The 25,654-nt window shown below is 73.9% G+C and carries 23 protein-coding genes; 8 read left to right on the top strand and 15 right to left on the bottom strand.

Annotated elements, in window-relative coordinates; translation table 11 throughout:
• Positions 1-211: 211 nt before the first annotated feature.
• The 3 genes from ACPCK6_RS07970 to ACPCK6_RS07960 all read right to left on the bottom strand — a co-directional run bounded on the left by ACPCK6_RS07970 (position 212) and on the right by ACPCK6_RS07960 (position 3,217).
• Entirely contained in the window at positions 212-577 is a 366-nt protein-coding gene (locus ACPCK6_RS07970; protein WP_013288404.1) for a WhiB family transcriptional regulator, read from the bottom strand.
• A 132-nt stretch (positions 578-709) separates the two neighbouring features.
• A complete protein-coding gene (locus tag ACPCK6_RS07965; protein ID WP_423480752.1) occupies positions 710-964 on the bottom strand; it encodes a hypothetical protein in 255 nt (84 codons plus the stop codon).
• Between the two features lie 129 nt (positions 965-1,093).
• Positions 1,094-3,217 carry an ATP-dependent DNA helicase UvrD2 gene (locus ACPCK6_RS07960; RefSeq protein ID WP_423480751.1) on the bottom strand — a complete coding sequence of 708 codons (2,124 nt, stop codon included), beginning with the start codon at positions 3,215-3,217 and terminating at the stop codon, positions 1,094-1,096.
• Between the two features lie 91 nt (positions 3,218-3,308).
• On the opposite strand from ACPCK6_RS07960, the gene ACPCK6_RS07955 reads away from it, so the two are divergent.
• Positions 3,309-3,551, top strand: coding sequence for a mycoredoxin (locus ACPCK6_RS07955; RefSeq protein ID WP_018784736.1), 243 nt, complete (start codon positions 3,309-3,311; stop codon positions 3,549-3,551).
• Between the two features lie 57 nt (positions 3,552-3,608).
• Here the strand turns inward: ACPCK6_RS07955 and ACPCK6_RS07950 are convergent, their stop codons facing one another.
• Positions 3,609-4,862 (bottom strand): MFS transporter, encoded by a 1,254-nt coding sequence (locus ACPCK6_RS07950; protein ID WP_396881133.1) that lies wholly within the window; start codon positions 4,860-4,862, stop codon positions 3,609-3,611.
• A 148-nt stretch (positions 4,863-5,010) separates the two neighbouring features.
• On the opposite strand from ACPCK6_RS07950, the gene ACPCK6_RS07945 reads away from it, so the two are divergent.
• The 3 genes from ACPCK6_RS07945 to ACPCK6_RS07935 all read left to right on the top strand — a co-directional run bounded on the left by ACPCK6_RS07945 (position 5,011) and on the right by ACPCK6_RS07935 (position 6,768).
• Entirely contained in the window at positions 5,011-5,991 is a 981-nt protein-coding gene (locus ACPCK6_RS07945) for a helix-turn-helix domain-containing protein (RefSeq protein ID WP_135241923.1), read from the top strand.
• 71 nt (positions 5,992-6,062) lie between these two features.
• Positions 6,063-6,302: a DUF397 domain-containing protein gene (locus ACPCK6_RS07940; RefSeq protein WP_396881132.1), complete on the top strand. Its 240-nt coding sequence runs from the start codon at positions 6,063-6,065 to the stop codon at positions 6,300-6,302.
• A gap of 196 nt (positions 6,303-6,498) precedes the next feature.
• Complete coding sequence (locus ACPCK6_RS07935) at positions 6,499-6,768, top strand: hypothetical protein (RefSeq protein ID WP_396881131.1); 270 nt, start codon at positions 6,499-6,501, stop codon at positions 6,766-6,768.
• A gap of 282 nt (positions 6,769-7,050) precedes the next feature.
• Here the strand turns inward: ACPCK6_RS07935 and nudC are convergent, their stop codons facing one another.
• From nudC to ACPCK6_RS07920, 3 genes are read right to left on the bottom strand one after another with little or no spacing between them, the layout of a single operon-like run.
• Complete coding sequence (gene nudC, locus ACPCK6_RS07930; RefSeq protein ID WP_396881130.1) at positions 7,051-7,998, bottom strand: NAD(+) diphosphatase; 948 nt, start codon at positions 7,996-7,998, stop codon at positions 7,051-7,053.
• The gene (locus ACPCK6_RS07925; RefSeq protein ID WP_396881129.1) at positions 7,995-9,332 is read right to left on the bottom strand and encodes a M16 family metallopeptidase; all 1,338 of its coding nucleotides are present in this window, start codon (positions 9,330-9,332) and stop codon (positions 7,995-7,997) included. Before ACPCK6_RS07925 ends, nudC begins: the two co-directional genes overlap by 4 nt.
• A complete protein-coding gene (locus ACPCK6_RS07920; protein ID WP_396881128.1) occupies positions 9,329-10,639 on the bottom strand; it encodes a M16 family metallopeptidase in 1,311 nt (436 codons plus the stop codon). The genes ACPCK6_RS07925 and ACPCK6_RS07920 overlap by 4 nt, the downstream gene beginning before the upstream one ends.
• A gap of 148 nt (positions 10,640-10,787) precedes the next feature.
• Here ACPCK6_RS07920 and ACPCK6_RS07915 point away from each other — a divergent pair, with 148 nt between their 5' ends.
• From ACPCK6_RS07915 to ACPCK6_RS07900, 4 genes are read left to right on the top strand one after another with little or no spacing between them, the layout of a single operon-like run.
• Positions 10,788-11,849 carry an ABC transporter substrate-binding protein gene (locus ACPCK6_RS07915; protein WP_318335599.1) on the top strand — a complete coding sequence of 354 codons (1,062 nt, stop codon included), beginning with the start codon at positions 10,788-10,790 and terminating at the stop codon, positions 11,847-11,849.
• Positions 11,846-12,625: an ABC transporter ATP-binding protein gene (locus ACPCK6_RS07910; protein ID WP_423480750.1), complete on the top strand. Its 780-nt coding sequence runs from the start codon at positions 11,846-11,848 to the stop codon at positions 12,623-12,625. The genes ACPCK6_RS07915 and ACPCK6_RS07910 overlap by 4 nt, the downstream gene beginning before the upstream one ends.
• Positions 12,615-13,499: an ABC transporter permease gene (locus ACPCK6_RS07905; RefSeq protein WP_423480749.1), complete on the top strand. Its 885-nt coding sequence runs from the start codon at positions 12,615-12,617 to the stop codon at positions 13,497-13,499. Before ACPCK6_RS07910 ends, ACPCK6_RS07905 begins: the two co-directional genes overlap by 11 nt.
• Before the next feature lie 4 nt (positions 13,500-13,503).
• The gene (locus ACPCK6_RS07900; protein WP_030273860.1) at positions 13,504-13,947 is read left to right on the top strand and encodes an RrF2 family transcriptional regulator; all 444 of its coding nucleotides are present in this window, start codon (positions 13,504-13,506) and stop codon (positions 13,945-13,947) included.
• Between the two features lie 11 nt (positions 13,948-13,958).
• Here ACPCK6_RS07900 and ACPCK6_RS07895 read toward each other — a convergent pair whose 3' ends face one another.
• The 8 genes from ACPCK6_RS07895 to ACPCK6_RS07860 form a co-directional block, all read right to left on the bottom strand.
• Positions 13,959-14,459, bottom strand: coding sequence for a GNAT family N-acetyltransferase (locus tag ACPCK6_RS07895; RefSeq protein ID WP_423480748.1), 501 nt, complete (start codon positions 14,457-14,459; stop codon positions 13,959-13,961).
• Positions 14,460-14,522: 63 nt separating this feature from the next.
• Positions 14,523-14,708: a hypothetical protein gene (locus tag ACPCK6_RS07890; protein WP_396881125.1), complete on the bottom strand. Its 186-nt coding sequence runs from the start codon at positions 14,706-14,708 to the stop codon at positions 14,523-14,525.
• Positions 14,709-14,878: 170 nt separating this feature from the next.
• On the bottom strand, positions 14,879-16,132 hold the full coding sequence (locus ACPCK6_RS07885; protein ID WP_396881124.1) for a DEAD/DEAH box helicase: 1,254 nt from the start codon (positions 16,130-16,132) through the stop codon (positions 14,879-14,881).
• Positions 16,133-16,310: 178 nt separating this feature from the next.
• Positions 16,311-16,514: a transcription antiterminator/RNA stability regulator CspE gene (gene cspE / locus ACPCK6_RS07880; protein WP_013288421.1), complete on the bottom strand. Its 204-nt coding sequence runs from the start codon at positions 16,512-16,514 to the stop codon at positions 16,311-16,313.
• Between the two features lie 204 nt (positions 16,515-16,718).
• Entirely contained in the window at positions 16,719-20,123 is a 3,405-nt protein-coding gene (locus ACPCK6_RS07875; protein WP_423480747.1) for an ATP-dependent helicase, read from the bottom strand.
• 55 nt (positions 20,124-20,178) lie between these two features.
• Positions 20,179-23,868, bottom strand: coding sequence for an ATP-dependent helicase (locus tag ACPCK6_RS07870; RefSeq protein ID WP_423480746.1), 3,690 nt, complete (start codon positions 23,866-23,868; stop codon positions 20,179-20,181).
• A gap of 223 nt (positions 23,869-24,091) precedes the next feature.
• Positions 24,092-24,637, bottom strand: a complete 546-nt coding sequence (locus ACPCK6_RS07865; protein WP_262013982.1) for an LOG family protein — start codon at positions 24,635-24,637, stop codon at positions 24,092-24,094.
• Positions 24,638-24,640: 3 nt separating this feature from the next.
• The gene (locus tag ACPCK6_RS07860; RefSeq protein ID WP_318335606.1) at positions 24,641-25,522 is read right to left on the bottom strand and encodes an LOG family protein; all 882 of its coding nucleotides are present in this window, start codon (positions 25,520-25,522) and stop codon (positions 24,641-24,643) included.
• Between the last annotated feature and the right edge of the window lie 132 nt (positions 25,523-25,654).

Here is a 25,654-nt window from a genome sequence, read left to right as displayed (position 1 = left end):
CGACCCCGCATGGCGACGGTACGGGCGGAACGGGTTGCCTCAGTGCTCGTGGTGGTGCGACCGGCCTGAGGCCGGCGCATTCGAGCCCTGGACAACGCTTCGTGGAGTAGTTGCATCTCGAATCCGTTCGGCAGGTTCAGCATCAGGGTTTCTCTTTCAGGTCGGCCGGTGGAGGGACACCGGCATCGGTCGGTCTCGGAACGTAGGTGTGTCAGGCTGCCAGCCGGACGGAGCTTCGCGACTCGGACAGCCCGCTGGCCGCCAGTCGCGCCTCCGCCTCGACCCGGAGCTGCGCGTCACGGGCGAGATCCTCCTTGCGCGGACGGCCACGGGGCCGCTTGCGCGGGACGACCGCGCCACGCTCGAAGATCTCGCCGCCCCAGACGCCCCAGGGCTCCGCTCGCTCCACCGCACCGGCCAGGCACTCGACGCGCAGCGGGCAGTCCCCGCAGAGCGACTTGGCCAGCTCGAGCTCGGCGGGCGAGTCGGAGAACCACAGGTCGGGGTCGAACTTCCGGCAGGGCAGGTTCGCCTCCACGTCGACGCTCACGTCGAGGGGGGCCAACGCCAGACTCATCCTCCGGTCACCTCTCTCTCACTTCGATCTCGTGGATCGCATTCCGACGTACTTCGGCGGGACAAAAAACTGAGGCCGCGGATCCCGGTGTGCGGGTTCCGCGGCCTCGAGGTGAGCCGGTGGTCTGATGGATCAGACCGGTCTACCTCGAGGTGGAACGCCGCGGACATCCGTGCGCTTCTTGGCGCCATCGATGCCCATGCCCGCGAAGCCACTGGTCCCCTCGACTCCGGTGATCGGCGCAACGGTCAGGTTCAGCTCGGCCTGAACCTGGACCTGGTGCACCTGCGGAGCCGACGGTCGAGCGGCGAGGGCCACCCGGACAGCCGACAGCGGAGCGACGGCAGACGGCATCGCCGCAAGACGCTCATAGGTGAAGATCTTCATTGGTGCCACCTCCCTACTCTCCTCGTGCCGACCGTGGACTCATCCCCGTTGAGCAGCCAGAACGGCGCCGCTCGCGAGGTGTGCCATGAGGCTATTCCTCGCCCTCGGGGGAGGGCAAACGATTTACGGCTAGTTTTCAGAAGTTTTCTGTGGGCAGACGTCGTCCACCGTGGCGCCCGCCACCAGGGCGAGCACCGTATCCCCGTATAGCCCGACTTTTCGGGGCCCGATCCCGGCGATCGCCACCAGTTCCTCGGTGCGTCCGGGCTTCCGTTCGGCCAGCGCGGTCAGGGTGGCGTCGGTGAAGACCACGTACGCCGGCACCTTCTGCGCGCCCGCGACCCGCTGCCGCCACTCGCGCAGCCGCTCGTACAGCTCCTCGTCGATGTCCGACGGGCAGGTCGGGCAGCGGCCCAGTTTGCGGTCCGCGCCGGCGAGCAGCGTGGCGCCGCAGATCCGGCAGGAGACCACCTGCGGCCGCCGCCGCTCGGCCCGCCGCGCCGGCCCGGCGCCGCCGGCCCGCTCGCCGCCGCCGGACCGGTCGAGCTGCGGCAGGAACCGCGACGGCCGCCGGGCCCGGCCACCCGGCGAGCGGGCCGTGGCGTACGACAGCCAGAGCCACTCCCGGGCCCGGGTGATCCCGACGTAGAGCAGCCGCCGTTCCTCCTCGACCTGCTCCATCGTCTTCGCGTACGTGGTGGGCAGCGTGCCCTCGGCCAGCCCGACCAGGAACACCGCGTCCCACTCCAGCCCCTTCGCCGAGTGCAGCGACGCGAGCGTCACCCCCTCGACGGTGGGCACGTGCTGCTGGGCGGCCCGCCGGGCGAGTTCCTCGGTGAACCCGGTCAGGCCGGGTTCCTCCTCGGCCTGCGCCGTGTACTCCTCGGCGAGCTGGACCAGGGCGGCGAGCGCCTCCCACCGCTCGCGGGCGGCACCGCCGGGCGGGGGCGCGTCGGGCGCCCAGCCGACGGCGGTGAGCGCCTCGACCACGGCGGCCGGCAGCGGGGTCCCCGCGTCGGCCGACCGGGTGGCGGCGCGCAACGCGATCATCGCCTGGCGCACCTCGGGCCGTTCGAAGAACCGCTCCGCGCCCTGGAGCACGTACGGCACCCCGGCCTCGGACAGCGCCTTCTCGTACGCCTCGGACTGCGCGTTGGTGCGGAACAGCACCGCGATCTCCCGGGCCGGGGTGCCGCCCGCGACGAGCGCCCGGCAGCGCGCGGCGACCGCGTTCGCCTCGGCCGGCTCGTCGGTGAAGATCCGCAGGTCCGGTTCCGGGCCGGGCCGGCGCTGGCCGTGCAGTTCCAGCCGCAGCCGCGCCTCGGTGCCCCGGGCCTGCGAGATCACCGCGTTGGCGAGCCCGACGACCTGCGGGGTGGAGCGGTAGTCGCGGACCAGCCGGACCACTGTCGCGCCCCGGTGCAGGCGGGGGAAGTCGACCAGGTACGAGGAGGTGGCGCCGGTGAACGAGTAGATCGTCTGGCTGGCGTCGCCGACCACTGTGAGGTCGTCCCGGCTGCCCAGCCACGCCTCCAGCAGCCGCTGCTGGAGCGGGTTGACGTCCTGGTACTCGTCGACCACGAAGTGCCGGTACTGGTTGCGCACCTGCTCGGCCACGTCCGGGTGCTCCTCGATGCCCCAGACGGCGGCGCGCAGCATGTCCTCGAAGTCGATCACCCCGTTGCCGCGTTTGAGCCGCTCGTACGCGTCGAACACGTCTGCCACCCGGGCCGGCTCGTACGGCGTCTCGCGCAGCGCCTTGGCCGCGGCGACGACGTATTCCCCGGGCTCGACAAGCGACGACTTGGCCCACTCGATCTCGGCGGACAGGTCCCGCGCGGCGGCCCGGTCGGCGCGCAGGCCGACCTTGGCGGCGGCGAGCGTGACCACCCGCACCTTGCTGTCCAGCAGTTCCGGCATGGCCCGCCCGGCCAGCAGCCGGGGCGCGAAGTAGCGGACCTGCCGCAGCGCCGCGGCGTGGAACGTGCGCGCCTGCACCCCCTGCACCCCGAGCACGCCGAGCCGGCTGCGCATCTCGGCGGCGGCGCGGGCGGTGAAGGTGACCGCCAGCACATGCCGGCCGGCGATGTCGCCGGTCAGCGCCCGGTACGCGATCCGCGAGGTCACCGCCCGGGTCTTGCCGGTGCCGGCGCCGGCCAGGATGCAGACCGGCCCGGCCGGGGCGGTCACCGCGGAGCGCTGCTCCGGATCCAGCCCGGCCAGCACCTGTTCCGCCGCTGAGTGAACGCCCACAGCAGGGAATCATCCCAGCATCGTGTGACGTTGCAGCGGTTAGCCTGGCCTGATCGGACCGGGCGCGAGTCACCCCTTGGAGGATCAGACCATGCTGACGATGTATTCCACCCCGTGGTGCGGCTACTGCCACCGGCTGAAGTCGCAGCTCGACCGGGAGGGCATCGCGTACGAGGTGGTCGACATCGAGCAGGACCCGACGGCCGCGGACTTCGTGATGAGCGTCAACGGCGGCAACCAGACCGTCCCGACGCTGCGCTTCGCCGACGGCAGCGCCCTGACGAACCCCTCGATCACCCAGGTCAAGCAGCACCTCGCGGCGCTGCCCGGCTGATCTCCCGCGACACCACGAGCGGCCGTACCCGATCCGGGTGCGGCCGTTCGCCGTCGGTCAGGAGCCTCCGCGGCTGAGCACACCGTCGTCGGCCGGCCGGCGTGGTGACGGGATCCGGACCGGCGCGGTGACCGGCGCGGTCAGCCCGCGGCCCCGCCACAGGTAGAGGCCGGCCGCCGTGGTGACGGCACCGACGAGGGCGAACAGCAGCCGGTAGTCGAACACGCCGACGAGCAGTGCGCCGGTGCCGATGGAGAGCGCCTGCGGACCGCTGACCAGGGCCTCGGACGCGGCGGTGACCCGGCCGAGCAGCCGCGGCGGCGTCCGCCGCTGGATCAGCGTGTTCAACCCCACCATGGTCAGCGGCAGCGACAGGCCGGCCAGCAGCAGCGCCACCACCCCGAGCCACAACCGGGGGTACGCCAGCGCCAGCGCTGCCGGTCCGAAGAACGTGACGCCCGCGGCGAGCGCGCCGACCTCGCCGAACCGGCGGACCACGGCGGCCGAGAACAGGCCGCCGACCAGCCCGCCGACGCCCTGCACCATGACCAGCACGCCGACGAACGCGGCGTCGCGGTGCAGGCCCAGATCGACGTACGCGAAGATCAGCGACTCGGTGAAGCCCATCACCAGCGAGCCCAGCCCGTATCCGAGCAGCGCCCGGCGCAGCGCCGGCTCGCGGGTCAGGTGGCGCAGCCCGGCACCCAGTTCGGACGGCCCACGGCGATCCGGCCGCGATGGGGTGCCCTCCTCCACGCGCAGCCGCGCGACCACCGCCGCCGCGGTGACGAAGCCGGTCATGGCGAGCAGGACCAGCAGCCATCCGCCCACGGCGGCGTACACGCCCGCCCCGGCCAGCGGACCGATCAGCCGCAGCCCTTGCCGGACGGTCTGGAGCAGCCCGTTCGCGTCGGCGAGCAGCTCGGGCGGAACCAGTTGCCGGATCAGGCCGTTGAGCACGGCGGTGAGCGTGATGTACGACAGCCCGTAGAGCGCGGCGACCACGTAGATCACCCAGACATCGGACCGGTCCCGGACCGTGAGCAGCGGGCCGAGCAGCACCGCCGCGACCAGGTTGGCGGCGATGAAGAACTGCCGCCTGCGGTAGCGGTCGACCACCCAGCCGACCAGCGGGGCGAGCGCCATCGGCGCGATGACCGCGAAGATGGTCGCCCCGGCCATGCTGTCCGAGCCGGTCAGATCCTTGACCCAGACGGCCAGGGCGAGCAGCAGGACCGACTCCGCCGCCATGCTCGCGACGAGCGCGGCGAACAGGAGACGGAAGTCGGGGCGGCGCAGGACGGTGCGCATCGGGGTCCCTCCACGGTCCTCTTTTTGTCTCGTGACACGCCCGTGCCGGAGCCTCCGACGCCGGTCGCGCCGTCCATACTGACCGTGGGGGGCGAATTTCATACAGTTACCGTCGCGTCAAGCGACGGTCGACGGGAAAGAGGACGCCGTGCCTCCTGCCGTACCAGGCCCGATTCTGCGCCGTCGTCGACTCGGCACCGAGCTGCGTCGGCTCCGCGAACAGGCCGGTCTGACCGGTGACCAGGTCATCGAGCGGATCGGCTGGGCCTCCGCATCCAAGTTGTCCCGTCTGGAGAACGGCCGCAGCCGTCCCGACCCGGACGACGTGGACGTGTTGCTGACGCTCTACGGCGCCGACGAGGAGCAGCGCGCGGAGCTGACCGGGATCACCCACGAGGCCGGCGACATGCGCGGCTGGCTGCGCAACTTCCCGGTGATGACCCAGCAGCAGCGCGCCTTCGCCGAACTGGAGGCGGGTTGCGCGGAGATCTCCGAGTACAACCCGGTGCTGGTGCCGGGGCTGTTGCAGACGCCCGGGTACGCCCGGCACCGGATCCTGTCCGCCGCGCAGGTCGCCGCCGAGGCCGGCGACCCGGAGACCGAGGATCCCGAGACCGAGGTACGCGCGCGGCAGGCCCGCCAGTCGCTGCTGACCCGCTCCCCCGACGTGCCCCGCTACACGGCGGTGCTGGAGGAGGCGGCGCTCGGCCGCCGGGCCGGGCCGCCGGAGGTGCTGCACGAACAGCTCGTCCACCTGTGCGAGATGGCGCTGCTGCCGAATGTGACGCTGCGTCTGCTGCTGCGGGACACCCGGGTCGGTGACTGGTACCTTCCGCCGACCGCGTTCTCGGTCTACCGGTTCGCCGATCCCCTCGATCCGGAGACACTCGCCATCGAAGGTGGGTTCACCGACGTCATGTCGACCGAGGTAAACACCCTAAATCGCTATAAAGTGGTGTTCGAGTGGCTATGCTCGTCGGCACTCTCCGCATCGGACACCCTCTCCTGGTTGATCGAGGCGACGGGACGGCTGACCGGCACGGCAGTCGAGTCCACGGTGGCGTACGGGCCGGCAACGGCGCCGGCCCAGCGTCGCCGGGACTCGGGGCGCCTCACCACGGAACGGTGATCCGGCACGGACACCGCCCGCGCTCCGGCGTCGCTCGGTCCCATCGGAGCACCTCACCAGGAGCAAGCACCATGAACGAGATCCACACCAGCACGACCGCCCACTCGGGACGGCTCGCCGGCGCCCCCTGGCGCAAGAGCACCCGCAGCCAGACCTCCAACTGCGTGGAGGTCGCACCGCTCGGCTCCGGGCCGGCCACCGTGGCGCTGCGGGACAGCAAGGACCCGAGCGGGCCGGTGCTGCTGTTCGACCGGGCCGGCTGGCTCGGCTTCCTCGCCGGCACGAAGAGCGGTCAGTTCGATCTGGACTGATCCGGCGAACCACGGGGGGCCGTCGGCGCGAGCCGGCGGCCCCTCGCGCATCCATCCCCGACAACGGTGCTGACCTGGGATCCCCCGATCGGTCGAGCTAGCGCGTTCCCCTTGCCGGGCGGACACATCGGCGTAACATGACGCGGGAGTGACGTGGAAGTTCCAGCGTGTAACCGCCGATTGTCCGGGGGACACCATGCGGTTCCTGATCGTCCGCACCGAGATCCGCACCGCCGCCGACGCCGACATCGCCGCCGCCTGGGCCGGCGGAGGCCGCCTGCGGGACGAGACGTGCACGCCGGAACCCCGCCGCCAGGTCGTCCACGCCGAGGACCGGGACGCCGCACTCCTGCTCGCCCGCGCACTGTCCGCAGTCGGTGCGGTCCGCGCGGGCCGGCACCGGGTCAAGGTGCTGCCGATCGAGGAAGCCACCCCCGGGCACCCGTACCGCTGGGACGGTGGATGACCGGACGCTGACGTCCGTCGTGGCCGGACCGGCCTCCCCCGCCGTTTTCCCGCCTCACCCGGCCTCGACGGCACGTGTTCCCGGCCCGCGACCGTCGCGGCAACGACGGTCCGGGTCGGGGCCGCGTCCCCGCCCCAGGTCCACCCGGCCCGAGTCCGCCCGGCCTCGCCAGTTCGGCGAGGTGGCTACATCCCACCGCCCTCGACCACGCCACTTCCCCGAGCTGGCGCCACCCACCAGCCGAAACCCGCCAACCCGACGGGCGGGCGGAACCAGGGCGGGTCAGCAGTGGCCGTCGAGCCAGCGGTGCACCAGGAACAACGCGATCGACGACGGCGGCGGCAGGACCAGCCGGTCTCCCCCGCCCACCGGCACCGGCTCACCCGCCAGCGCCCCGCCGATCTCCCGGCGGGTGAACCAGCGCGCGTGCGCGATCTCGGCCGGGTCGACCCGGATCGGCGCGTCCGCGTCGGCGCGGGCCAGGAAGCCGAGCATCAGCGAGCCGGGGAACGGCCAGGACTGGCTGCCCACGTACGCGATCTGCTCGACCGGGACGCCCACCTCCTCGCGGACCTCGCGCAGCACGGCGGCCTCGGCCGACTCGCCGGGCTCGACGTATCCGGCCAGGCAGGAGTAGCGGCGCTGTCCCGGGGTGCGCGGCCAGGCCGCGTTGTTGCCGAGCAGGCAGCGGCCGTCCGGGCCGTCCACACCGTCGTGCACCAGCACGATCATCGCCGGATCGGTACGCGGCCAGACCCGGCCGCCGTCCGGGTCGATCCGCGACCAGCCGGCCTCGTCGGCGCTCGTCGCCTTGCCGGTCGTCGACGAGTAGCCGTGCCGCAGGTGCCAGTTGAGCAGCGCCAGCGCGGTGGTGAACAGGCCCGCGTCCCGGTCGGTCATCAGGTGGCCGACCTCGCGCAGGTGGGCCGGGCGGGTGTCCGGCAGCGCCGGCAGTGGCCCGTCCACCGCGAACACGGGTACGCCGTCCGGCTCGACGCCGAGGAACATCGGCACCGAGCGGGGCACCTCGGGCAGCTCGCCGGGGCCGACCAGCACCAGTTCCGGCGGTGTCGCCGCGCCCCGGACCAGCGCCCGCCCCTCCGCGGCGGAGTCGAGCACCAGCACCCGGGCCCGTTCCCACGCCTCGGTCAGCCAAGCCGGATCGGTACGCCGGTGCGCGGCCCGGTCGAGTGTCGACCGGGCCAGCGGCGGGGCGGGTTCGCCGCTCATGCCGATTCCGTACGCACCGGTGTCAGCGCGGCGAGCGAGTCGGCCACCCGCGCCGCGTCGCCGAGCACGACGGTGACCGCGCGGGCCGGGGCCAGGTAGCGGGCGGCCACCTCGGCCACGTCGTCCACAGTCGTGGCGGCCAGCCGGGCGGCGTACTCGGCGAGGAAGTCCAGCCGCAGCCCGTTGCCGGCGTACGCGCTGGTCAGCGACGCGAGACCGGCTTGGGTGGACATGCCGAGCTGGAGCGTGCCGAGCGCGTACTGACGGGCCTGCTCCAGCTCGTCGGTCTTCGGCGGCACCGTCGCCAGGCGGCCCAGCTCATAGGTCGTCTCCACCAGCGCCGCCGCTGTCACCTCGGTGGCCACCTCGGCGCCGGCGACGAGCAGCGAACCGGCCACCGAGTGCTCGACGAGCGAGTGCGGCCCGTACGTGTAGCCCTTGTCCTCGCGGATGTTCTCCACCCAGCGGGAGGAGAAGTAGCCGCCGAAGATCAGGTTGGCGAGCTGCAACGCGGCGTGGTCCGGGTGCGTGCGGGGCACCGCCGGTAGGGCGAGGCGTACCGAGGACTGCACCGAGCCGGGCCGGTCGACGAGCAGCAGCGGCCCGGGTTCCAGCGGCGGTGCCGGGGGCAGCTCGGCGACGTGACCGTCACCGCGCCACCCGGCGAGCGCCTTCTCGGCCGCGTCCAGCGCCCGTTCCGGGGCCACGTCGCCGACGAGCACCAGCACCGCGCCGGCCGGATGCACGCGCTCGGCGTGCAGCCGGCGCAACGCGGCCGGGCGGACCGCCCGGACCTGGTCCGGGTCGGGCGTCTGCTCCGCGTACGGGTGCCGGCCGTACACCCGCTTGAGCAGCGCGGTGCGGGCCAGGTGCGACGGCTGGCTCTGGGCGACCTGGATGCGGTCGACGAGGCGGTCCCGCTCGGTCTCCACCCAGTCGGCCGGGTAGGTGGCGCCGGTGAGCACCTCGGCGAGCAGCTCCAGCATCCGGTCCAGGCCGGTGACCAGGCCCGCGCCGGAGAGCATCAGCCGGTCCGGGTCGAGGCCGGCGGTCAGTCCGCCGCCGACCTTCTGCAACTCGGCCGCCAGCTCGGTGGCGCTGTGCGCCTCGGTGCCGGAGAGCATGGTCTGCGCCAGCATCGCGCCGCGGGCCAGGTGGGTGCGCCCGAACGGCATCCACAGTCGCAGCTCGACCAGCGGTACGGAGGAGCGGCGTACCGCGATCACGGTGAGGCCGTTGGCAAGCGTGCGCTCGGCCTGCTTGGGCACCTTGAGGCGGCGGTTCGGACCGAGTGCCGGCAGCGGCCGGACGGTGGTGGTGGTGGCGCTACTCATCGGGCACCTCCCGGGATGACCTCGACGGATGCGCGGCGCTCGGGCCGCAGGGTGGCGGCGGCGGCGCGGACCTGTTCCTCGGTCACCTCGCCGACCAGCCGGGGCAGGTCGTTGAGCAGGCCGGGTTCGCCGCGTTGCTGTTCCAGCACCGCCATCCGCAACGCGCGGCCGAGCACCGCGTCCGTGTCGCGCAGCAGGTGGGTGGCCATCCGGGCCTGGGTGCGCGCCAGCTCCCCGTCGGTCAGCCCGTCGGTCGCCAGCCGGTCCAGTTCCTCGTCGACGGTGCGCAGCACCTTGTCCACGTCGCCGCCGGGCGGCAGGTGCGCCTGGAGCAGCAGCGCGGTGGGGTCGCGGACGTCGAACGGGTCGCCCATGAAGCCGAGGTACCCGCCGAGGCTGGTGACCGACCGGTCGCGCTGCACCAGCCGCTCGACCAGCCGGGAGGCGTCACCGTCGGTGAGCACCTCGGCCAGCACCACGTAGGGCAGATATCCGGCGAAGTCGTTGACCGGGTCGGGCACCCGCCACGCGCCGGCCACCGCCGGGAGCGGGGCCAGCGCGTCGGTGTACGTGCTGCGCCGCTCGGTGGTCAGGTCGGGCTCGGCGAAGTCGGGCCGCCGCGGGGCGGGCCGGGCCGGCACGTCCCCGAAGTGCCGCTCGATCAGCGTGGTCGCCTCGGCCACGTCGATGTCGCCGCTGACCGCGAGTACGGCGTTGCCGCTGGCGTAGTAGCGGCGGAAGAAGTCGGCGGCGTCGGCGACGGTGGCCGACTCCAGGTCGACGAAGGAGCCGTAGCCGTCGTGCGCGTTGGGGAAGGTGTCGAACATCACCGGGGGCAGCGTCAGCCAGGGGAACCCGCCGTACGGCCGGTTCAGCACGTTGACCCGGATCTCCTCCTTGACCACGTCGACCTGGTTGCGCAGGTTCTCCTCGGTCAGCCGGGGGCCGCGCATCCGGTCGGCCTCCAGGAACAGCGCCCGTTCCAGGGCGTTCGCGGGAAGCGTCTCGAAGTAGTCGGTGTAGTCCAGGTGGGTGGAGCCGTTGAACGTGCCGCCGGCGCCCTGGACGTGCCGGAAGTGGGCGAGCTTCTCCAGGTTCTCCGAGCCCTGGAACATCAGGTGCTCGAAGAGGTGGGCGAACCCGGTGCGTCCTTCGGGCTCGGAGCGGATGCCGACGTCGTAGACCACCGCCACCCCGATGACCGGGGCGCTGCGGTCCGGCGTGAGCACCACGCGCAGGCCGTTGTCGAGGGTGAACCGTTCGACCGGGTACTTCGTCGCTGGGATCTTCGCTCTCCGCGTCGGCACGAGATCGACACTAGCGCCTCGGCACCGGCTCTATCGCCGGTGTGCCCTGGCCGAACGGTGGACTGTTGCGGGACGGGTCTTGACGCCGGCGGCCACTTGCCCCACTCTTCCTACCAACTAAATAGGAATACTGCGGATTGGACATTCGATGAGAGGGCTTCCCCTGCGCCGCCTGGTCACCCTGGCGACCCTGGCCGCGGTCGGCACGGCCACGCTCGGCACCACCGCCGCCTGCGGCGAGGACAGCGACGCCGCCGCCGGGTCCGGCCCGGTCACGCTGCGCCTGGGCTACTTCCCCAACATCACGCACGCCCCGGCAGTGGTCGGCGTGGAGAAGGGGATCTTCGCCGAGAAGCTCGGCAGCGACGTCGAGCTGGACACCAAGACGTTCAACGCCGGCCCGGCCGCCATCGAGGCCGTCTTCTCCGGCGCGCTCGACGCCACGTACATCGGCCCGAACCCGACGGTGAACGCCTTCTCCAAGTCCAAGGGCGAGGCGGTCCGGGTCATCTCCGGCGCCGCCTCCGGCGGCGTCGCGCTCGTGGTCAAGCCCGGCATCACCTCGGTGGAGCAGCTGCGCGGCAAGAAGATCGCCACCCCGCAGCTCGGCAACACCCAGGACGTGGCGCTGCGCTACTGGCTCAAGGAGAAGGGCCTGGAGACCACCAAGGAGGGCGGCGGCGACGTCAAGGTCGTGCCGCAGGAGAACGCGCAGACGGTCGAGACGTTCGGCAGCGGCGCCATCGACGGCGCCTGGGTGCCCGAGCCGTTCGTCTCCCGGCTGGTGAACGCCGGCGGCAAGGTGCTCGTCGACGAGCGCGACCTGTGGCCGGACAAGAAGTTCGTCATCACCAACCTGCTGGTCAGCACCAAGTTCCTCAAGGCACACCCGGACGTGGTGAAGAAGCTGGTCGAGGGCCAGGTCGCGGCGAACGAGTTCGTCAACAGCAAGCCGGACGAGGCGCAGCAGGCCATCTCCGACCACATCGGCAAGATCACCGGCAAGCCGCTGGACCTCAAGCTCATCAAGCAGGCCTGGCCGACGCTGGAGTTCACCAACGACCCGATCCCCTCGTCGCTGAAGACCGGCCTGGACCACGCGGTCGCGGTCGGGCTCACCCAGCCGGTCGACCTGAACGGCCTCTACGACCTGAAGTACCTCAACGAGGTGCTCAAGGCGCAGGGCAAGGCCGAGGTCAGCCAGCCGTGACGACGACCGGCACGACCCCGCGCAGCGCGACCGGCTCGGTCGCGCTGCGCGGCGTGACGAAGGTGTACGGCCAGGGCGAGCAGGCGGTCCTGGCGCTGGACGGGCTGTCGCTCGATGTCGCCCCGGGCGAGTTCGTCTGCATGGTCGGCGCGTCCGGCTGCGGCAAGAGCACGCTGCTCAACCTCGTAGCCGGGCTGGACCGGGTCAGCGGCGGCACGATCGAGCTGAGCGAGGGCGTCAACCCGGGACTGATGTTCCAGGAGCCGGCGCTGTTCCCCTGGCTCACCGTCGAGGGCAACGTCGAGGTGCCGCTGAAGCTGCGCGGGCTCCCCCGTGACCAGCGCAAGGAGCGGGTGGCCGAGCTGCTGCGCACGGTCCACCTGTCCGAGTTCGGCCGCAAGCGGCCGCACCAGCTCTCCGGCGGCATGCGGCAGCGGGTCGCGCTGGCCCGCACGCTCGCGCTGGAGACGCCGGTGCTGCTGATGGACGAGCCGTTCGGCGCACTGGACGCGATGACCCGCGACATCCTGCACGACGAGCTGGAGCGGATCTGGACCGAGCGCAAGCTCACCGTCCTGTTCGTCACGCACAACGTCCGCGAGGCGGCCCGGCTCGCCGACCGCATCGTGCTGCTCTCCAGCCGGCCCGGCCGGATCATCTACTCCACCGAGGTCGCCGTGCCGCGCCCCCGGCGGATCGACTCGCCGGAGGTCTCGGCCATCGCCGCCGAGGTCACCGACCGGCTGCGCAAGGAGGTGGGCCGGCATGGCCAGTGACACCCTCGCCGGGTCGGCGCGTACCGACGCGGAGATCTCCGGGCTCGACGCGCTGGAGATCGCCGGCCGGGAGAAGGGCCCGTCCCGGGTACGCCGCCTGTGGTCGGCCACCTGGCCCAAGTTCGCCGCGCTCGCGCTAACCGTCGCCATCTGGCAGGCGGTGGTCTGGTCCGGGTGGAAGGAGCCGTGGGCGCTGCCCGGCCCGGCGGTGGTCTTCGGCGACCTCGGGGACTACCTGCTCAGCTCGGCGCTCTGGGAGGGCCTCGCCACCACCGCCCGGCGCGCGGCGGTCGGGTTCGCCGCAGCGGTCGCGGTCGGCCTGCTGCTCGGCCTGGGCGTGGCCCGGGTCAAGGTGCTCCGGGCCGCGCTCGGCTCGATGATCACCGCGTTGCAGACCATGCCGTCGATCGCCTGGTTCCCGCTGGCCATCCTGCTGTTCCAGCTCAGCGAGCAGGCGATCTTCTTCGTGGTGGTGCTCGGCGCCGCGCCGTCGGTCGCCAACGGCGTCATCCACGGCGTGGACTACGTGCCGCCGCTGCTGGTCCGCGCCGGCCGCAACCTCGGCGCCCGGGGGCTCAACCTGTACCGGTACGTGATCGCGCCGGCCGCGCTGCCCGCCATCGTGGCCGGGCTCAAGCAGGGCTGGGCGTTCGCCTGGCGCAGCCTGATGGCCGGTGAGCTGCTGGTGGTCATCGCCACCCGCACCTCGATCGGCGCTCAGCTCACGTACGCACGCGAGCTGAGCGAGGCGCCACGCCTGATGGCCATCATGATCGTCATCCTGGTGGTGGGCCTGCTCGTGGACACCGCGTTCGGGGCCGCCGACAAGGCGATCCGCCGGCGCTGGGGCGTGCTGGACCAGGCCGGCAACTGACGTCGTGTACATCTCCGCGCGCGCCGACTACGCGCTCCGGGCCATGCTCGCCGTCGCCGACGCCGCCGTCACCACCGGCGACCCGGCGGCCGGCGGCGGCGAGCTGGTCAAGGCGGCGAGCCTGGCCGAGAGCCAGGACATCCCGCTCAGCTTCCTCCAGGGGATCCTGCTCGACCTGCGGCGGGCCGGCCTGCTGCACAGTCACCGCGGCACCGAGGGCGGGTACGCGCTGACCCGCCCGCCGGACGAGATCAGCGTCGGCGACGTGCTGCGCGCGGTCGGTGGTGCGATCACGAGCGTCCGCGGCATCCCCGCCGACCGGGCCGGCTACCACGGCGTGGCCACCGGCCTGCGGGACGTGTGGCTGGCGGTGGACGGCGCGATCGCCCTGGTCGTGGACCGGACCACGCTCGCCGATCTGCTGAGCGACCGGGCCACGGCGCCCTGACGCGTGCCGGGTCACCGGGCCGGCGGCTGCGCCTCGCGGAGCATGCGGATCTCGCGTACGCCGTCCTGGACCTGCGTCGTACCGTCGGCCACGAAGCCGTTCCGGCGGTAGAACGCCTGGGCACGGGGGTTGGGGTCGGCGACCCACAGCACCGCCGGCTCCGCCTGGTCGAGGACGGCGCGCAACAACGCCGGCCCGGCGCCGGTGCCGTGGTCGGCCGCGTGCACATAGAGGACGTACAACTGCCGCGCCCACACCGCCTCGGCATCGAGCGGCGGGCCCGACATCGCGATCCCCACCAGCTCGCCTCCCCGCTCGGCCACCGCTGCCCGATTCTCGCGATAGCGCTCGTCGGTCAACGCGGCGGTCCAGAACCGCTCCCGGAAGGCCGGGAGGTCCGGATCGTCGAGCACCGCGCCCGGCATGAGCCCGCGGTACGTCTCCTGCCAGCACCGCACGTGGACGCGCGCCATACCGGCGGCGTCCTCGGCCCGGGCTTTGCGAACGGTCACCGACGGGTCCACCGCCGCATCGTAGGCGGCCGGCCGTTCCGGCATCGCCCCTTTTCGGGGCGTCTACTGGGTCTGCGGGGCGCTCATCCCGGGCGTGAAGCTGCGGGCGGCGCCGCGGTCCGGCGAGCCGCCGTCGGACGGCTGCCACGGCCCGAACGCGGCCACCGCGGCGAGCGCCAGACCGGCCCCCGCCACCGCGAGCACCAGCACCACTTCCCGCGCTCCGCCCGATCCGGCTTCCCCCACCATGAACCGCTCCCTCCGCGTCCGGCCGACCCCCCGACCGGTCCCCCGCGCAGCAGCATCACCGGCGGGTTCCGGCCGCACAGTCGGGCAGCCGACCGAACATCGACTGATTCCCGACTCAGGAGCGAACGCCCGGCCCGACCGGAGACGAGCCGGTCAGGCGCGGGCCGCGGTCAGCGGCGGCGCGGGCGCCGGCGCGGACGGGTTCCCGGAGCGGGGTGCGCGGCGGCGGGCGCGGTGATGGTCACCGGCACGCCGGAGGGCTCCCGGGCGCCGGTGAGCCGGGTCAGCTCGCTGTCGCCGGGGCGTACCCGCGTGGTCTTGGGGTTGATGCCCGCGGTGCTCATCAGCCGGGCGACGTCGCGGCGCTGGTCCGGCAGGACGAGCGTCACCACGGTGCCCGACTCGCCGGCCCGCGCGGTCCGGCCGCCCCGGTGCAGGTAGTCCTTGGCCTCGGTGGGCGGGTCGGCGTTGACGACCAGGTCCAGCCCGTCCACGTGGATGCCCCGGGCCGCCACGTCGGTCGCCACCAGCGCGGTGACCTGGCCGGTGCGGAACTGCTCCAGGATGCGGGTGCGCTGCGGCTGCGACTTGCCGCCGTGCAGCGCCGCCGCGCGTACGCCCTTGGCGAGCAACTGGCGGGCCACCCGGTCGGCGCGGTGCTTGGTGGCGATGAACACGATGGTGCGGCCCTCGCGGGCGGCGATGTGCGCCAGCGCGGCCGGCTTGTCCTCCGCGTCCAGGTGCAGGACGTGGTGCGTCATCGCGGTGACGGTGGCGGTGCCCGGGTCGACGGAGTGCGTCACCGGGTCGGTCAGGAAGCGGCGGACCAGCCGGTCCACGCCGCGGTCCAGGGTGGCCGAGAACAGCATCCGCTGCCCGCCCGGCGCGACCTGCTCCAGCAGCTTCGTCACCTGCGGCAGGAAGCCCATGTCGGCCATCTGGTCCGCCTCGTCGAGCACGGTGATGGCCACCTGGTCCAGCCGGGCGTCCCCCCTGTCGATCAGGTCGTGCAGCCGGCCCGGCGTGGCCACCAGCACCTCGGCGCCGGCGCGCAGCGCGGCCGCCTGGCGGCCCAGCGAGAGCCCGCCGACCACAGTGGCGCAGCGCAGGCCGAGCGTGGCGGCGTACGGGGCGAGCGCGTCGGTGACCTGCGCGGCCAGTTCACGGGTCGGTACGAGCACCAGCGCCAGCGGGCGGCCCGGGCGGGCCCGGCGGCCGGCCGTACGGTGCAGCAGCGGCAACCCGAACGCGAGGGTCTTGCCGGAGCCGGTACGGCCCCGGCCGAGCACGTCCCGGCCGGCCAGCGAGTCCGGGATCGTGGCCGCCTGGATCGGGAACGGCGCGGAGATGCCCTGCGCGGCCAGCTCGGAGACGAGCGCCGGAGCCAGGCCGGTGGCGGCGAACGTGGGCAGGGTCGTGGTCATGCGGAAAGCCTTCCTCGACGCGGCACGTGTCGAGGAAGGGCGCCGGACAGCGGCGCGTCACCGGCGTCACCGGTGGTCACAAGCACGAACCGAAAGGGACGGGCCGGCCCGGCAGAGGCGGGCCGGCCCGTGCACCACGCCCGAGAGGGCGCGATGGTGGTGCCGGTTGATCCGAAGATCAGAGCGGGCGGATGTTCTCCGCCTGCGGGCCCTTCTGGCCCTGGGTCACCTCGAACTCGACCCGCTGGTTCTCGTCCAGGCTCCGGTAGCCGGAGGTCTGGATCGCCGAGAAGTGGGCGAAGACGTCGGCGCCGCCGTCGTCCGGGGTGATGAAGCCGAAGCCCTTGTCAGCGTTGAACCACTTGACGGTGCCAATTGCCATGTGTTTCGTCTCCTTGACGGAACGGTCGGCCCGCACGTGTTGCGGGCCGGAGAGGAGCACCCCGCGCGTGGAATACGCGGCGTGCCTGTCGCTGCTGGTCGCCCCGCCCGGAGAACTCCGGACACAACAAAGAGCGCCTGGGGCCACAATCCGCCAGGCGCACACAGAGTCTCTGGAAACCAAAACTGCAACCCGGCCAACGTATCACGGATTCGTGCGCTGCGGGAGATCCCCCGGGATTTCCGGCACGGCGGCCACCAGACCGGCCAGTCCCTCGGCGTCGAGCAGGTCCGCCGGGCGGACGGTGGCGGAGTCCCGCACGTAGTGGAACGCCGCGCCCACCCGGTCCACCGGCACCCCGGCCAGCTCCGCCCAGGCCAGCCGGTAGACCGCCAGCTGCACCGCCGCCGCATCGGCCTCCGGGCCGGACGGCTGCCGCCCGGTCTTCCAGTCGACCACGTCGTAGCGCCCGCCCGGGCGGGCGAACACGGCGTCCATCCGGCCCCTGATCACGACGCCGGCGATGACGGTGGCGAACGGCACCTCCACCTCCACCGGCACCCGGTCGGCCCACTCGCTGGCCAGGAAGCGCTCCTGCAACTCGACCAGCGCCTCGTCCGGGGCCGCGTCCTCGTCCGCCGCGCCGGGCAGCTCGTCCACGTCGAGCAGCCGGTCCGCGCCGAAGCGCTGCTCCAGCCAGGCGTGGAACGCGGTACCACGCCGGGCGTACGGGGTCGGCTCGGTGGGCATCGGGCGGCGCAGCGTCCGGGCCAGCGCCTCCGGGTCGCGGCGCAACGCCACGAGCTGGGTCACCGACATCTGGCCGGGTAGAGCAACCTCGACCGCCTCGGCCTGCCGGGCCAGCTCCGCCCGCTCGACGAGCAGCAGATCGGCCTCGCGCCGCCAGCGGGCCACCTCGGCGTCCTCCGCCGCTCCCGCGGTGGCGAGCACTGCCGCCTCGCGACGGGCCGTCTCCGGGTCCGCCAGGTGACGGCGGACCAGCGCCGCCGCCTCGGTCAGCGCCGGACGGCGGGCGCCCAGCGGGTCGGCCGGCCACTCGGCCCGCAGCACCGTCTCGGTGGTCGGGTTCACCGCGTCCCCGGCCGGCTCCGGCGTCCACGCGTCCACCACGTGCCCGTCCGCGCCGGCCAGGCAGGCGTCGTGCACCTCCCGCAGGAACACCGACGGGCCGCGGAACCGCTTGGTCCCCTCCCCCCACCAGTAGCCGGAGCAGAGCAGCAGCCGGCGCGGACGGGTCACCGCCACGTACGCCAGCCGGCGCTCCTCCCGCTCGTCGTGCGCCCGCCACGCGTCGGTGAAGTCGGTCAGCGCCCGAGCCACGCCACGCTGGTCCTCCGCCTCCGGCAGGCCCAGTTCGGGCAGCCCGTCCGCGTCGCCGCGCAACGGGAACGGCAGCACGCCCAGCCCGCCCAGCCAGTGGTCGGAGTTGCGGACCGGCCCCGGCCAGACGCCCCGAGTCATCCCGGCCACCGCCACCACGTCCCATTCCAGGCCCTTCGCGGCGTGCGCGGTGAGCACCTGCACCGCGCCGGCCACCACCTCGACCTCGCCGGGTGCCAGCCCGCGCTCCTCGTCCTCGGCGGCGGCCAGGTAGGCGAGGAAACCGGCCAGCGTGGCGCCGGGCGTCTCGCCGCTGAACCGGGCCGCCACGTCGCCGAGCGCGTCCAGATGGGCGCGGGCCAGCCCGGCGTCGCCCGCGCCGTCCCGCCCGGCCCGGACCGCCACCTCCACGTCCAGGCCGATGGTCCGCTCGATGTCCGCGATCAGTTCCGGCAGCGACTGGTCCAGCCGGTAGCGCAGCAGCGCCAGCTCCATCCCGTACGAGCGCAGCCGCGCGTAGCCCTCGGCCGAGTACGCCTGCGCCGGCCCCAGGTCCGCCAGCGCCTCGACCAGCGTCGCCTCGTCCAGCGCGTCCACGGTGATCTCCGGGCCCTCGTCGCCGGTCAGCTCTCGCCGGCTGCGGGCGATCGCGCGGGCCCGGCGGTGCAGGGCGACCAGGTCACGCGGGCCGATTCGCCAGCGCGCGCCGGTGAGCAGCCGCAGCAGCGCCGCCCCGTCGGTCGGGTCGGCGAGCACGCGCAGCGTGCACACCACGTCCCGTACCTCGGGGGTGTCCAGCAGCCCACCCAGGCCGACCACGTCGACAGGCAGCCCGCGGGCACGCAACGCCGCCTCGATGGCCGGGATCTGGCTGCGCAGCCGCACCAGCACCGCAGTGGTCGGGCGACGGTCGGCGGGGATGTGCTCGGGCAGCGCGCCGGGCATGCCGGCCGCGCCCCGCCAGGCCGCCAGCACGCTGTCCGCGATCCAGTCGGCCTCGTCGGCGTACGTCTCCAGCAACGCGCAGTGCACGGTGCCGCCGGCCTGCCCGCCCGGCGTGCGGTGCGGGATCGGGTCGCGGACGCTGAGCGCGGCGTGCAGTTCCGGCACCCGCGCGCCGGCCGCCCGCAGCGGCACCGACAACGTGTTGGCGACGCCGAGGATCTCCGGCCGGTTGCGCCAGCTCGTCGTCAGGCTGAGCACGTCGGCGGGGCTGCCGTCGGTGCGGGCGAACTCGGCCGGGAACCGGTCGAGCGTGCCGGCGCTGGCCCCCCGCCAGCCGTAGATGGACTGGCACGGGTCGCCGACGGCGGTGACCGGGTGGCCGCCGCCGAACAGCGCGTTGAGCAGCACCACCTGGGCGTGACTGGTGTCCTGGTACTCGTCGAGCAGCACCACCCGGAACCGGTCCCGCTCGATCACGCCGACGCCGGGATGGTCGCGGGCCACCCGGGCCGCGCGGGCGAGCTGGTCGGCGAAGTCCATCGCCTCGAAGTCGTCCTTGCGCCGGGCGTACGCGCGCACCAGCGGTAGCAGCTTCAGCCGGGTCCGCTGGAGCTGGAGCGCCTTGCGCACGTCGGCGTAGACCCGGCCCGGCCGGGACTGCACGTCGGCGAAGAACCGGCCGGTCCAGGCGGCCAGCTCGTCCGGGTCGACCAGGTGCTCGTCCAGCTCACCGGCGAGCGCCAGCACGGCGTCGGTGATGGTCGACGGCATCCGGTCCACCTCGGACATGTCGCCGTCGTAGTTGCGCACCAGCAGGTCGACGAGCTGCCAGCGGGACGCCTCGGTGAGCAGCCGGGTGGTCGGCTCGTATCCGGCGCGCAGCCCGTGCTCGGTGACGATCCGCCCGGCGTACGAGTGGTACGTGGACACGGTCGGCTCGCCCGCCAGCGGGTCGTCGTGCGGATCCCGCCCCGGCCGGCCGAGCCGCCGGATGAGCTGGTCGAGCCGGGTGCGGACCCGGTGTGCCAGCTCACCTGCCGCCTTGCGGGTGAAGGTGAGGCCGAGGATGTGCTCGGGGCGTACGTAGGAGTTGGCGACCAGCCACATCACCCGCGCGGCCATCGTCTCGGTCTTGCCCGAACCGGCGCCCGCGACCACCAGCAGCGGCTCCACCGGCGCGGCGATGATCGCGGCCTGTTCCCGGGTGGGCGCCGGCAGCCGCAGCAGCCGGGCCAGCTCGACGGGCGTGTAGCGGGGTCCGGCGTCGGCGGTACGCGGCGCGGGCGTGGCGGAGGCGCCGAACAGCGCCGGCTGAACGCTCATGGTCCGGTCCTTGTTCGCGACTGCGGGGCTCGCAAAACCGGCTCACTCCTCGCGCTCACGGCTGACTCTCCGGGGGCGGCTCGACCACCTGGCGGCCCTGGCCGGAGACCGGGCAGCTGGTGCGTACCGGGCAGACCCGGCACTTGGAGTTGGCCACGGCGGCGAACGTCGAGGCGGCCATCGTGTCCGCGGTACGGCGCACCAGCGCGGTGGCCCACCCGGCCTCCGGCCCCTCCCCGGCCGCGGCCTGGGTCTGCTCCTTGGCGTCCCGCGCGCCGGTGCCGAGCTGCACCAGCGCGGCCCCGCCCGGTTCCTCGCCGAACTCGGCGAACCCGCCCGCCTCCACGGCCGCCTGGTACGCGCCGAGCTGCGGATGCTCGGCCACCTCCCGCTCGGTGACAGCAGTCGACTTGCCGGTCTTCAGGTCGATCACCACGAGCCGCCCCTCGTCGTCGACCTCCAGCCGGTCGACCCGGCCGGTCAGCTCGACCGGGCGGGCCGGGTCGTCGAGGCGGACCGCGAACTCGTGCTCGATCGCGAGCAGCCGGCGCGGGTTGCCGGCCAGCCAGCGCAGCAGCTTGTCCACCATCGCCTCGGCGCGCTGCCGCTCCGGACCGGCCATCCACCGGGCGGCCAGCTCGATCGCGTCGAACCGGGCGGCCACGTACTCCAGCAACGCCTCCCGGTCGACGCTGGCGTCCTCCGCGAGCATCGCGGCGGCGTGCACCAGGTTGCCGACGCCCTGCGCGGCGCTGGCCGGCCCGCTGCCGCCGTGCCGTTCCAGCAGCCAGCGCAGGCTGCACCGCAACGCGCTCTCCATCGCCGACGGGGTGACCCGCACCGGCTCGCCCTCGTCGACCAGCGGCCGGTCGTCGGAGAGGCCGCGCAACCCCCACCAGTCCTCCGGGTGCGCGCCGGGCACCCCGGCGGCGGCCAGCCGCGCCAGCTCACCCGCCGCCGCGTGCCGCCGGGTGATCGGCGTCGCCGGGTCGGTGACGGCGGTACGCAGCTCCGCCACCAGCGCTGACAGCGTGAGCCCTCGCGGCGGCAGGGTGACCGGGAGCGCGGCGGACGGCCCGTCCTGCGGATGCTCGTCCCCGTGCGGCACCGGCCCGTCTGCCGTGCCCCCGCGCGTGGCCGTACCTGTCGGGCCGTTCCCGGCCGGTCCGTTCCCCGTCGGGGCCGGGCCGCCGCCACCGCCGGTGGCGGGTGGGTCGGCGGCGGCCAGCTCGTGCAGGAAGCGGCTCGGCTGCTCCTCGTGGTCGTCCCCGCCGACGGCGGCGGACGCGACAGCGGTGACCAGCAGGCGCCGCCGGGCCCGGCTGATCGCCACGTGGAACAGCCGCCGCTCCTCGTCCAGCAGCGCCGACGTCTGCCCGACCAGGCTGGCCCGCAGCCCGGCGCCGTCGGCGCGACCGGCGAGCACGTCGACGAGCCGCTCCGAGCCGAGCAGGCTGCCGCGCAGGCGCAGGTCCGGCCAGACGCCCTCCTGCACCCCGGCCACCGCGACCAGATCCCACTCCAGCCCCTTGGCGGCGTGCGCGGTGAGCAGGCGTACCGCGTCGCCCCGGTCGGCGGCGGCGGCGAGCGTGTCGGCGGGCAGCTCCTGCCCGAGGACATGGTCGAGGAACACCTCGGTACGCGCGCCCGGCAGCCGGTCGGTGAACCGGGCCGCCGCGTCGAAGAGGACGAGGACGGCGTCCAGGTCACGGTCGGCGGCCTCGGCCCGCCAGCGCTGGGCGGTCTCGTGCTCGCCGGTGGCCGCCCGCCCCCTGGTGATCGCCCCGGCCCAGCGTTCGGCCAGCCCGCTCTCCCGCCACACCGCCCAGAGCACGTCCTCGACTGTGGCGCCGGGCCGGCCGGCCGTCTCCCGGGCGGTCGCGAGCAGGTGCGCCACGGCCTGTGCGGGCGCCGCCCAGCGGCGCTCGATGGTGGCCAGTTCCGCCGGTTCGCGCAGCGCCTCGACCAGCAGCTCCCCGGACGGACGGCGGTCGCCGCCGGCCAGCGCCAGCGCCCGCAGCCCCTGGCGCAGCCGCCGTTCGGCCAGCGGGTCGGCGCCGCCCAGCGGCGAGTGCAGCAGCGCGACCGCCGCCTCCTCGTCCAGCCGGTCGGGTTCGAGCGCGCAGCGCAGCAGGAGCAGCAGCGGCGCGACCGCCGGCTGGAGGTGCAGCGGCAGATCCTCGCCGTGTACGACGGTCGGCACGCCCGCGGTGTGCAGCGCGCGCCGCAGGGACGGCAGTTGCCGGCCGGTGGAGCGGACCAGCACCGCCATCCGGGACCACGGCACGCCGTCGAGCAGGTGCGCCTCGCGCAACGCGTGCGCCAGCCAGGCCGACTCGCTGGTGGCGGACCGGAACGTCCGTACCTCCACCGTTCCGGCCGGCGCGCCGGGAAGCGGGCGTAGCCGCCGGTGCGCCGCCGGGCCGCGCAGCCGCCGGGCCAGCCGGGCGGTCGCCGCGAGCAGTTCCGGCCCGGCCCGGTACGAGGTGGTCATCGTGACCTGGGCCGCCGGCGCACCGGACGCGGTGCGGAAGCGGTGCGGGAACGTGGTGACGCCCGCCGGGTCGGCGCCGCGGAACGCGTACGTGGACGAGTCCGGGTCGGCGAACGCGACAAGGGACCGCCCACCTCCGGTCACCACGGCGAGCAGGTCGAGCTGGGCCGGGTCGGTGTCGGCCAGCTCGTCGACGTACACGTGGGCCAGGCGGCGGCGCTCGGCGGCGAGCAGCTCCGGATCGTCGAGCAGCATGCCGGTGGCGGCACGCACCAGCTCCGCCGGGTCGTACGCCACCGAGCCCCGGTTGCTCACGTCGCGCAGGGCGAGCACGGCGACGTACTCCCGTAGGAAGCGCGCGGCGGCCGGCCAGTCGGCGCGGCCCAGCTTCTCGCCCAGCCGGGCCAGCTCGACCGGCCCGACGCCGCGCTCCGCGGCACGCATCAGCAGGTCGCGGAGCTGCTGGGCGAACGCCCGGGTACGCAGCGCGGGGCGCAGATCCTCCGGCCAGCCGACCGGGTCGTCGCCTGGTTCCTCCCCCACCACGTCGAGCAGCTCGCGGATGATCAGATCCTGCTCGGGGCCGGTGAGCAGCCGGGGCGAGGGTTCGCCGCGTTCGGCCGCCGCGCGGCGCAGCAGCCCGAAGGCGTACGCCGGGAACGTACGCACCAGCGGCTCGCGGACCACGCGGTGTCCGTCGCCGGCGATCCGCGCCTCGATCCGGTGGCGCAGTTCGGTGGCGCCGCGCCGGCCGAAGGTGAGCACGAGGATCCGCTCCGGGTCGACGCCCTCGGCCACGCGGGCGGCGACCGCCTCGACGAGCGTCGTCGTCTTGCCGGTGCCGGGACCGCCCACGACGAGCATGGGCCCGTCGGTGTGCGCGACCACCTCGGCCTGCACCGCGTCGGCCCGGCACGAAACGTTCGTGCCCTCCCCGGCCCCGATCCCCGCCGAAGCAGCCGACGGTGGCGACGCGCCGGTCTCGTTCTGCGGCGAAGCGCCTTCGGGCGGCGCGGCGGTCTGCGGGTGCGCGGCGGTCTGCGGGTGCGCGGCATCGCCCGCCGACCCCCCGGATCGCGGCTCCGCATCGGCCGATCCACCGGACCGACCCACCCCCTGCCCCGCCCCGGCGTCATGGGTGACCCCCGCCCCCAGGCCGCCGGGCCGGCGCACCAACCGGTACGCCTGCATCACCGACATCCCACCACGCCGGTACGACACCCGGAAACCGACCGCCGGCCCGCCCGTCACCAGCTCACCTTGCCCGCAGCGCGCACCATTGCCGGCTCCACCCCACGCCCGGCTCCATGCGTTCACGCCACCTCGGCGAAGTGGCGGCATCCCACCCCTAGATCAACACCACCACGGGGAAGTGGCCACATCACACCGGCCCGGACACCACCACCTCCCCGAAATGGTGTCGATCAAGCCCGCCGAGACGGTGGTGAACAAGGACGGGCCGACCGGGCGCGCGTCAGGTGAGGCGGGTGTCGATCAGGTCCAGGGCGGCGGGGACGCTGTCTGCCACCAGCAGCAGGTCCAGCGCGGCCGGCTTGAGGAACTGCTGCTCGCCGAGCCCGCGGATCCAGTCGAGCAGCGGCCGGTAGAAGCCGTCCACGTCGACGATCACCATCGGCTTGGCGTGCAGGGCCAGGGTGGCTGTCGTCCAGACCTCGAACAGTTCGTCGAGCGTGCCGAGACCACCGGGCAACGCCACGAACGCGTCGGACTTCTCGTCCATCAGCGTCTTGCGGCTGGCCAGGCTGTCGGTCACCAGCAACTCGTCGGAGTCCAGGTCGGCGACCTCCAGGTCGACCAGGGACTGCGGGATGACGCCGACGGTGCGACCGCCGGCCGCCCGCGCGCCCTGCACCACGGCGCCCATCATCCCGACACAGCCGCCGCCGCTGACCAGCGTGTGGCCGCGCCGCGCCAGTTCCTCACCGGTCTCGGTGGCCAGCGCCAGCCAGCGGGCGTCGAGGGTACGGGAGGACGCGCAGAAGACACAGACGTTGGCCACGGGTCAGCTCCGTCCAGCCGGGCCCTCGGGGGCGGCCTCGGCGGCGGCGCGCTGGTCGGCGGCCACCCGGGCGACCGCCTCCTCGCGGACCGCCTCCTGCTCGGCGGAGAGCACGGCCTCGGCCTCGACGATGTGCCGGACCGCCTCGTTGACGTCGTCGGTGAGGCGGATCAGGTCGAGGTCGGACGGGCCGATCTTGCCCTCGGCGGCCATGGTGCCGCGCAGCCAGTCGAGCAGCCCGCGCCAGTAGTCGGTGCCCATCAGCACGACCGGGAAGCGGGTCACCTTGCCGGTCTGCACCAGGGTGAGCGCCTCGAACAACTCGTCCAGGGTGCCGAAGCCGCCGGGGAGCACCACGAACGCCTGGGCGTACTTGACGAACATGGTCTTGCGGGCGAAGAAGTAGCGGAAGTCGATGGCCAGGTCGACCCAGTCGTTGAGGCCCTGTTCGAACGGCAGCTCGATGCCGAGCCCGACGGAGAGGCCGCCGGCCTCACCGGCGCCCCGGTTGGCGGCCTCCATCACGCCGGGACCGCCGCCGGTGATCACCGCGTACCCGGCCCGGGCGAGGGCGCCGCCCAGCTCCTCGGCCATCCGGCACTCCGGGCTGTCCGGCTTGCTGCGGGCGGAGCCGAAGACGCTGACCGCCGGGGGCAGGTCGGCGAGGGTGTCGAAGCCCTCGACGAACTCGGAGAGGATCCGCAGCGCGCGCCAGGCGTCCTTGGTCTTCCAGTCGCTGCGTCCCCGGGAGTCGAGCAGCCGCTGGTCGGCCGTACTCGTCGGAATCGCCCGGTTGCGCAGCGTCACCGCGCCACGGTGCCGTTCTCCCCGGTTCCGCTCCTCCCGCTGGCCGTGCCCGGCCGACATTCCCCTGCTCTCGCCCATGGGCTCACCGTAGTAGAGGGGCTCCGGCGCGGCGCGCAGGCCCGGGAGCCGGAGAAATCTTTGGGATCCGGGCAACTAATTCGGTCGCACGTACGTCTTACTATTCACATACCCGGTATACCCCGGGCGACG

This window comes from Micromonospora sp. AB353 (assembly GCF_049538395.1).
Classification (GTDB): Bacteria; Actinomycetota; Actinomycetes; order Mycobacteriales; family Micromonosporaceae; genus Micromonospora; species Micromonospora aurantiaca.
Note: the sequence above shows the minus strand (reverse complement) of the source record. Positions and strands in the feature narration are given on the sequence as shown.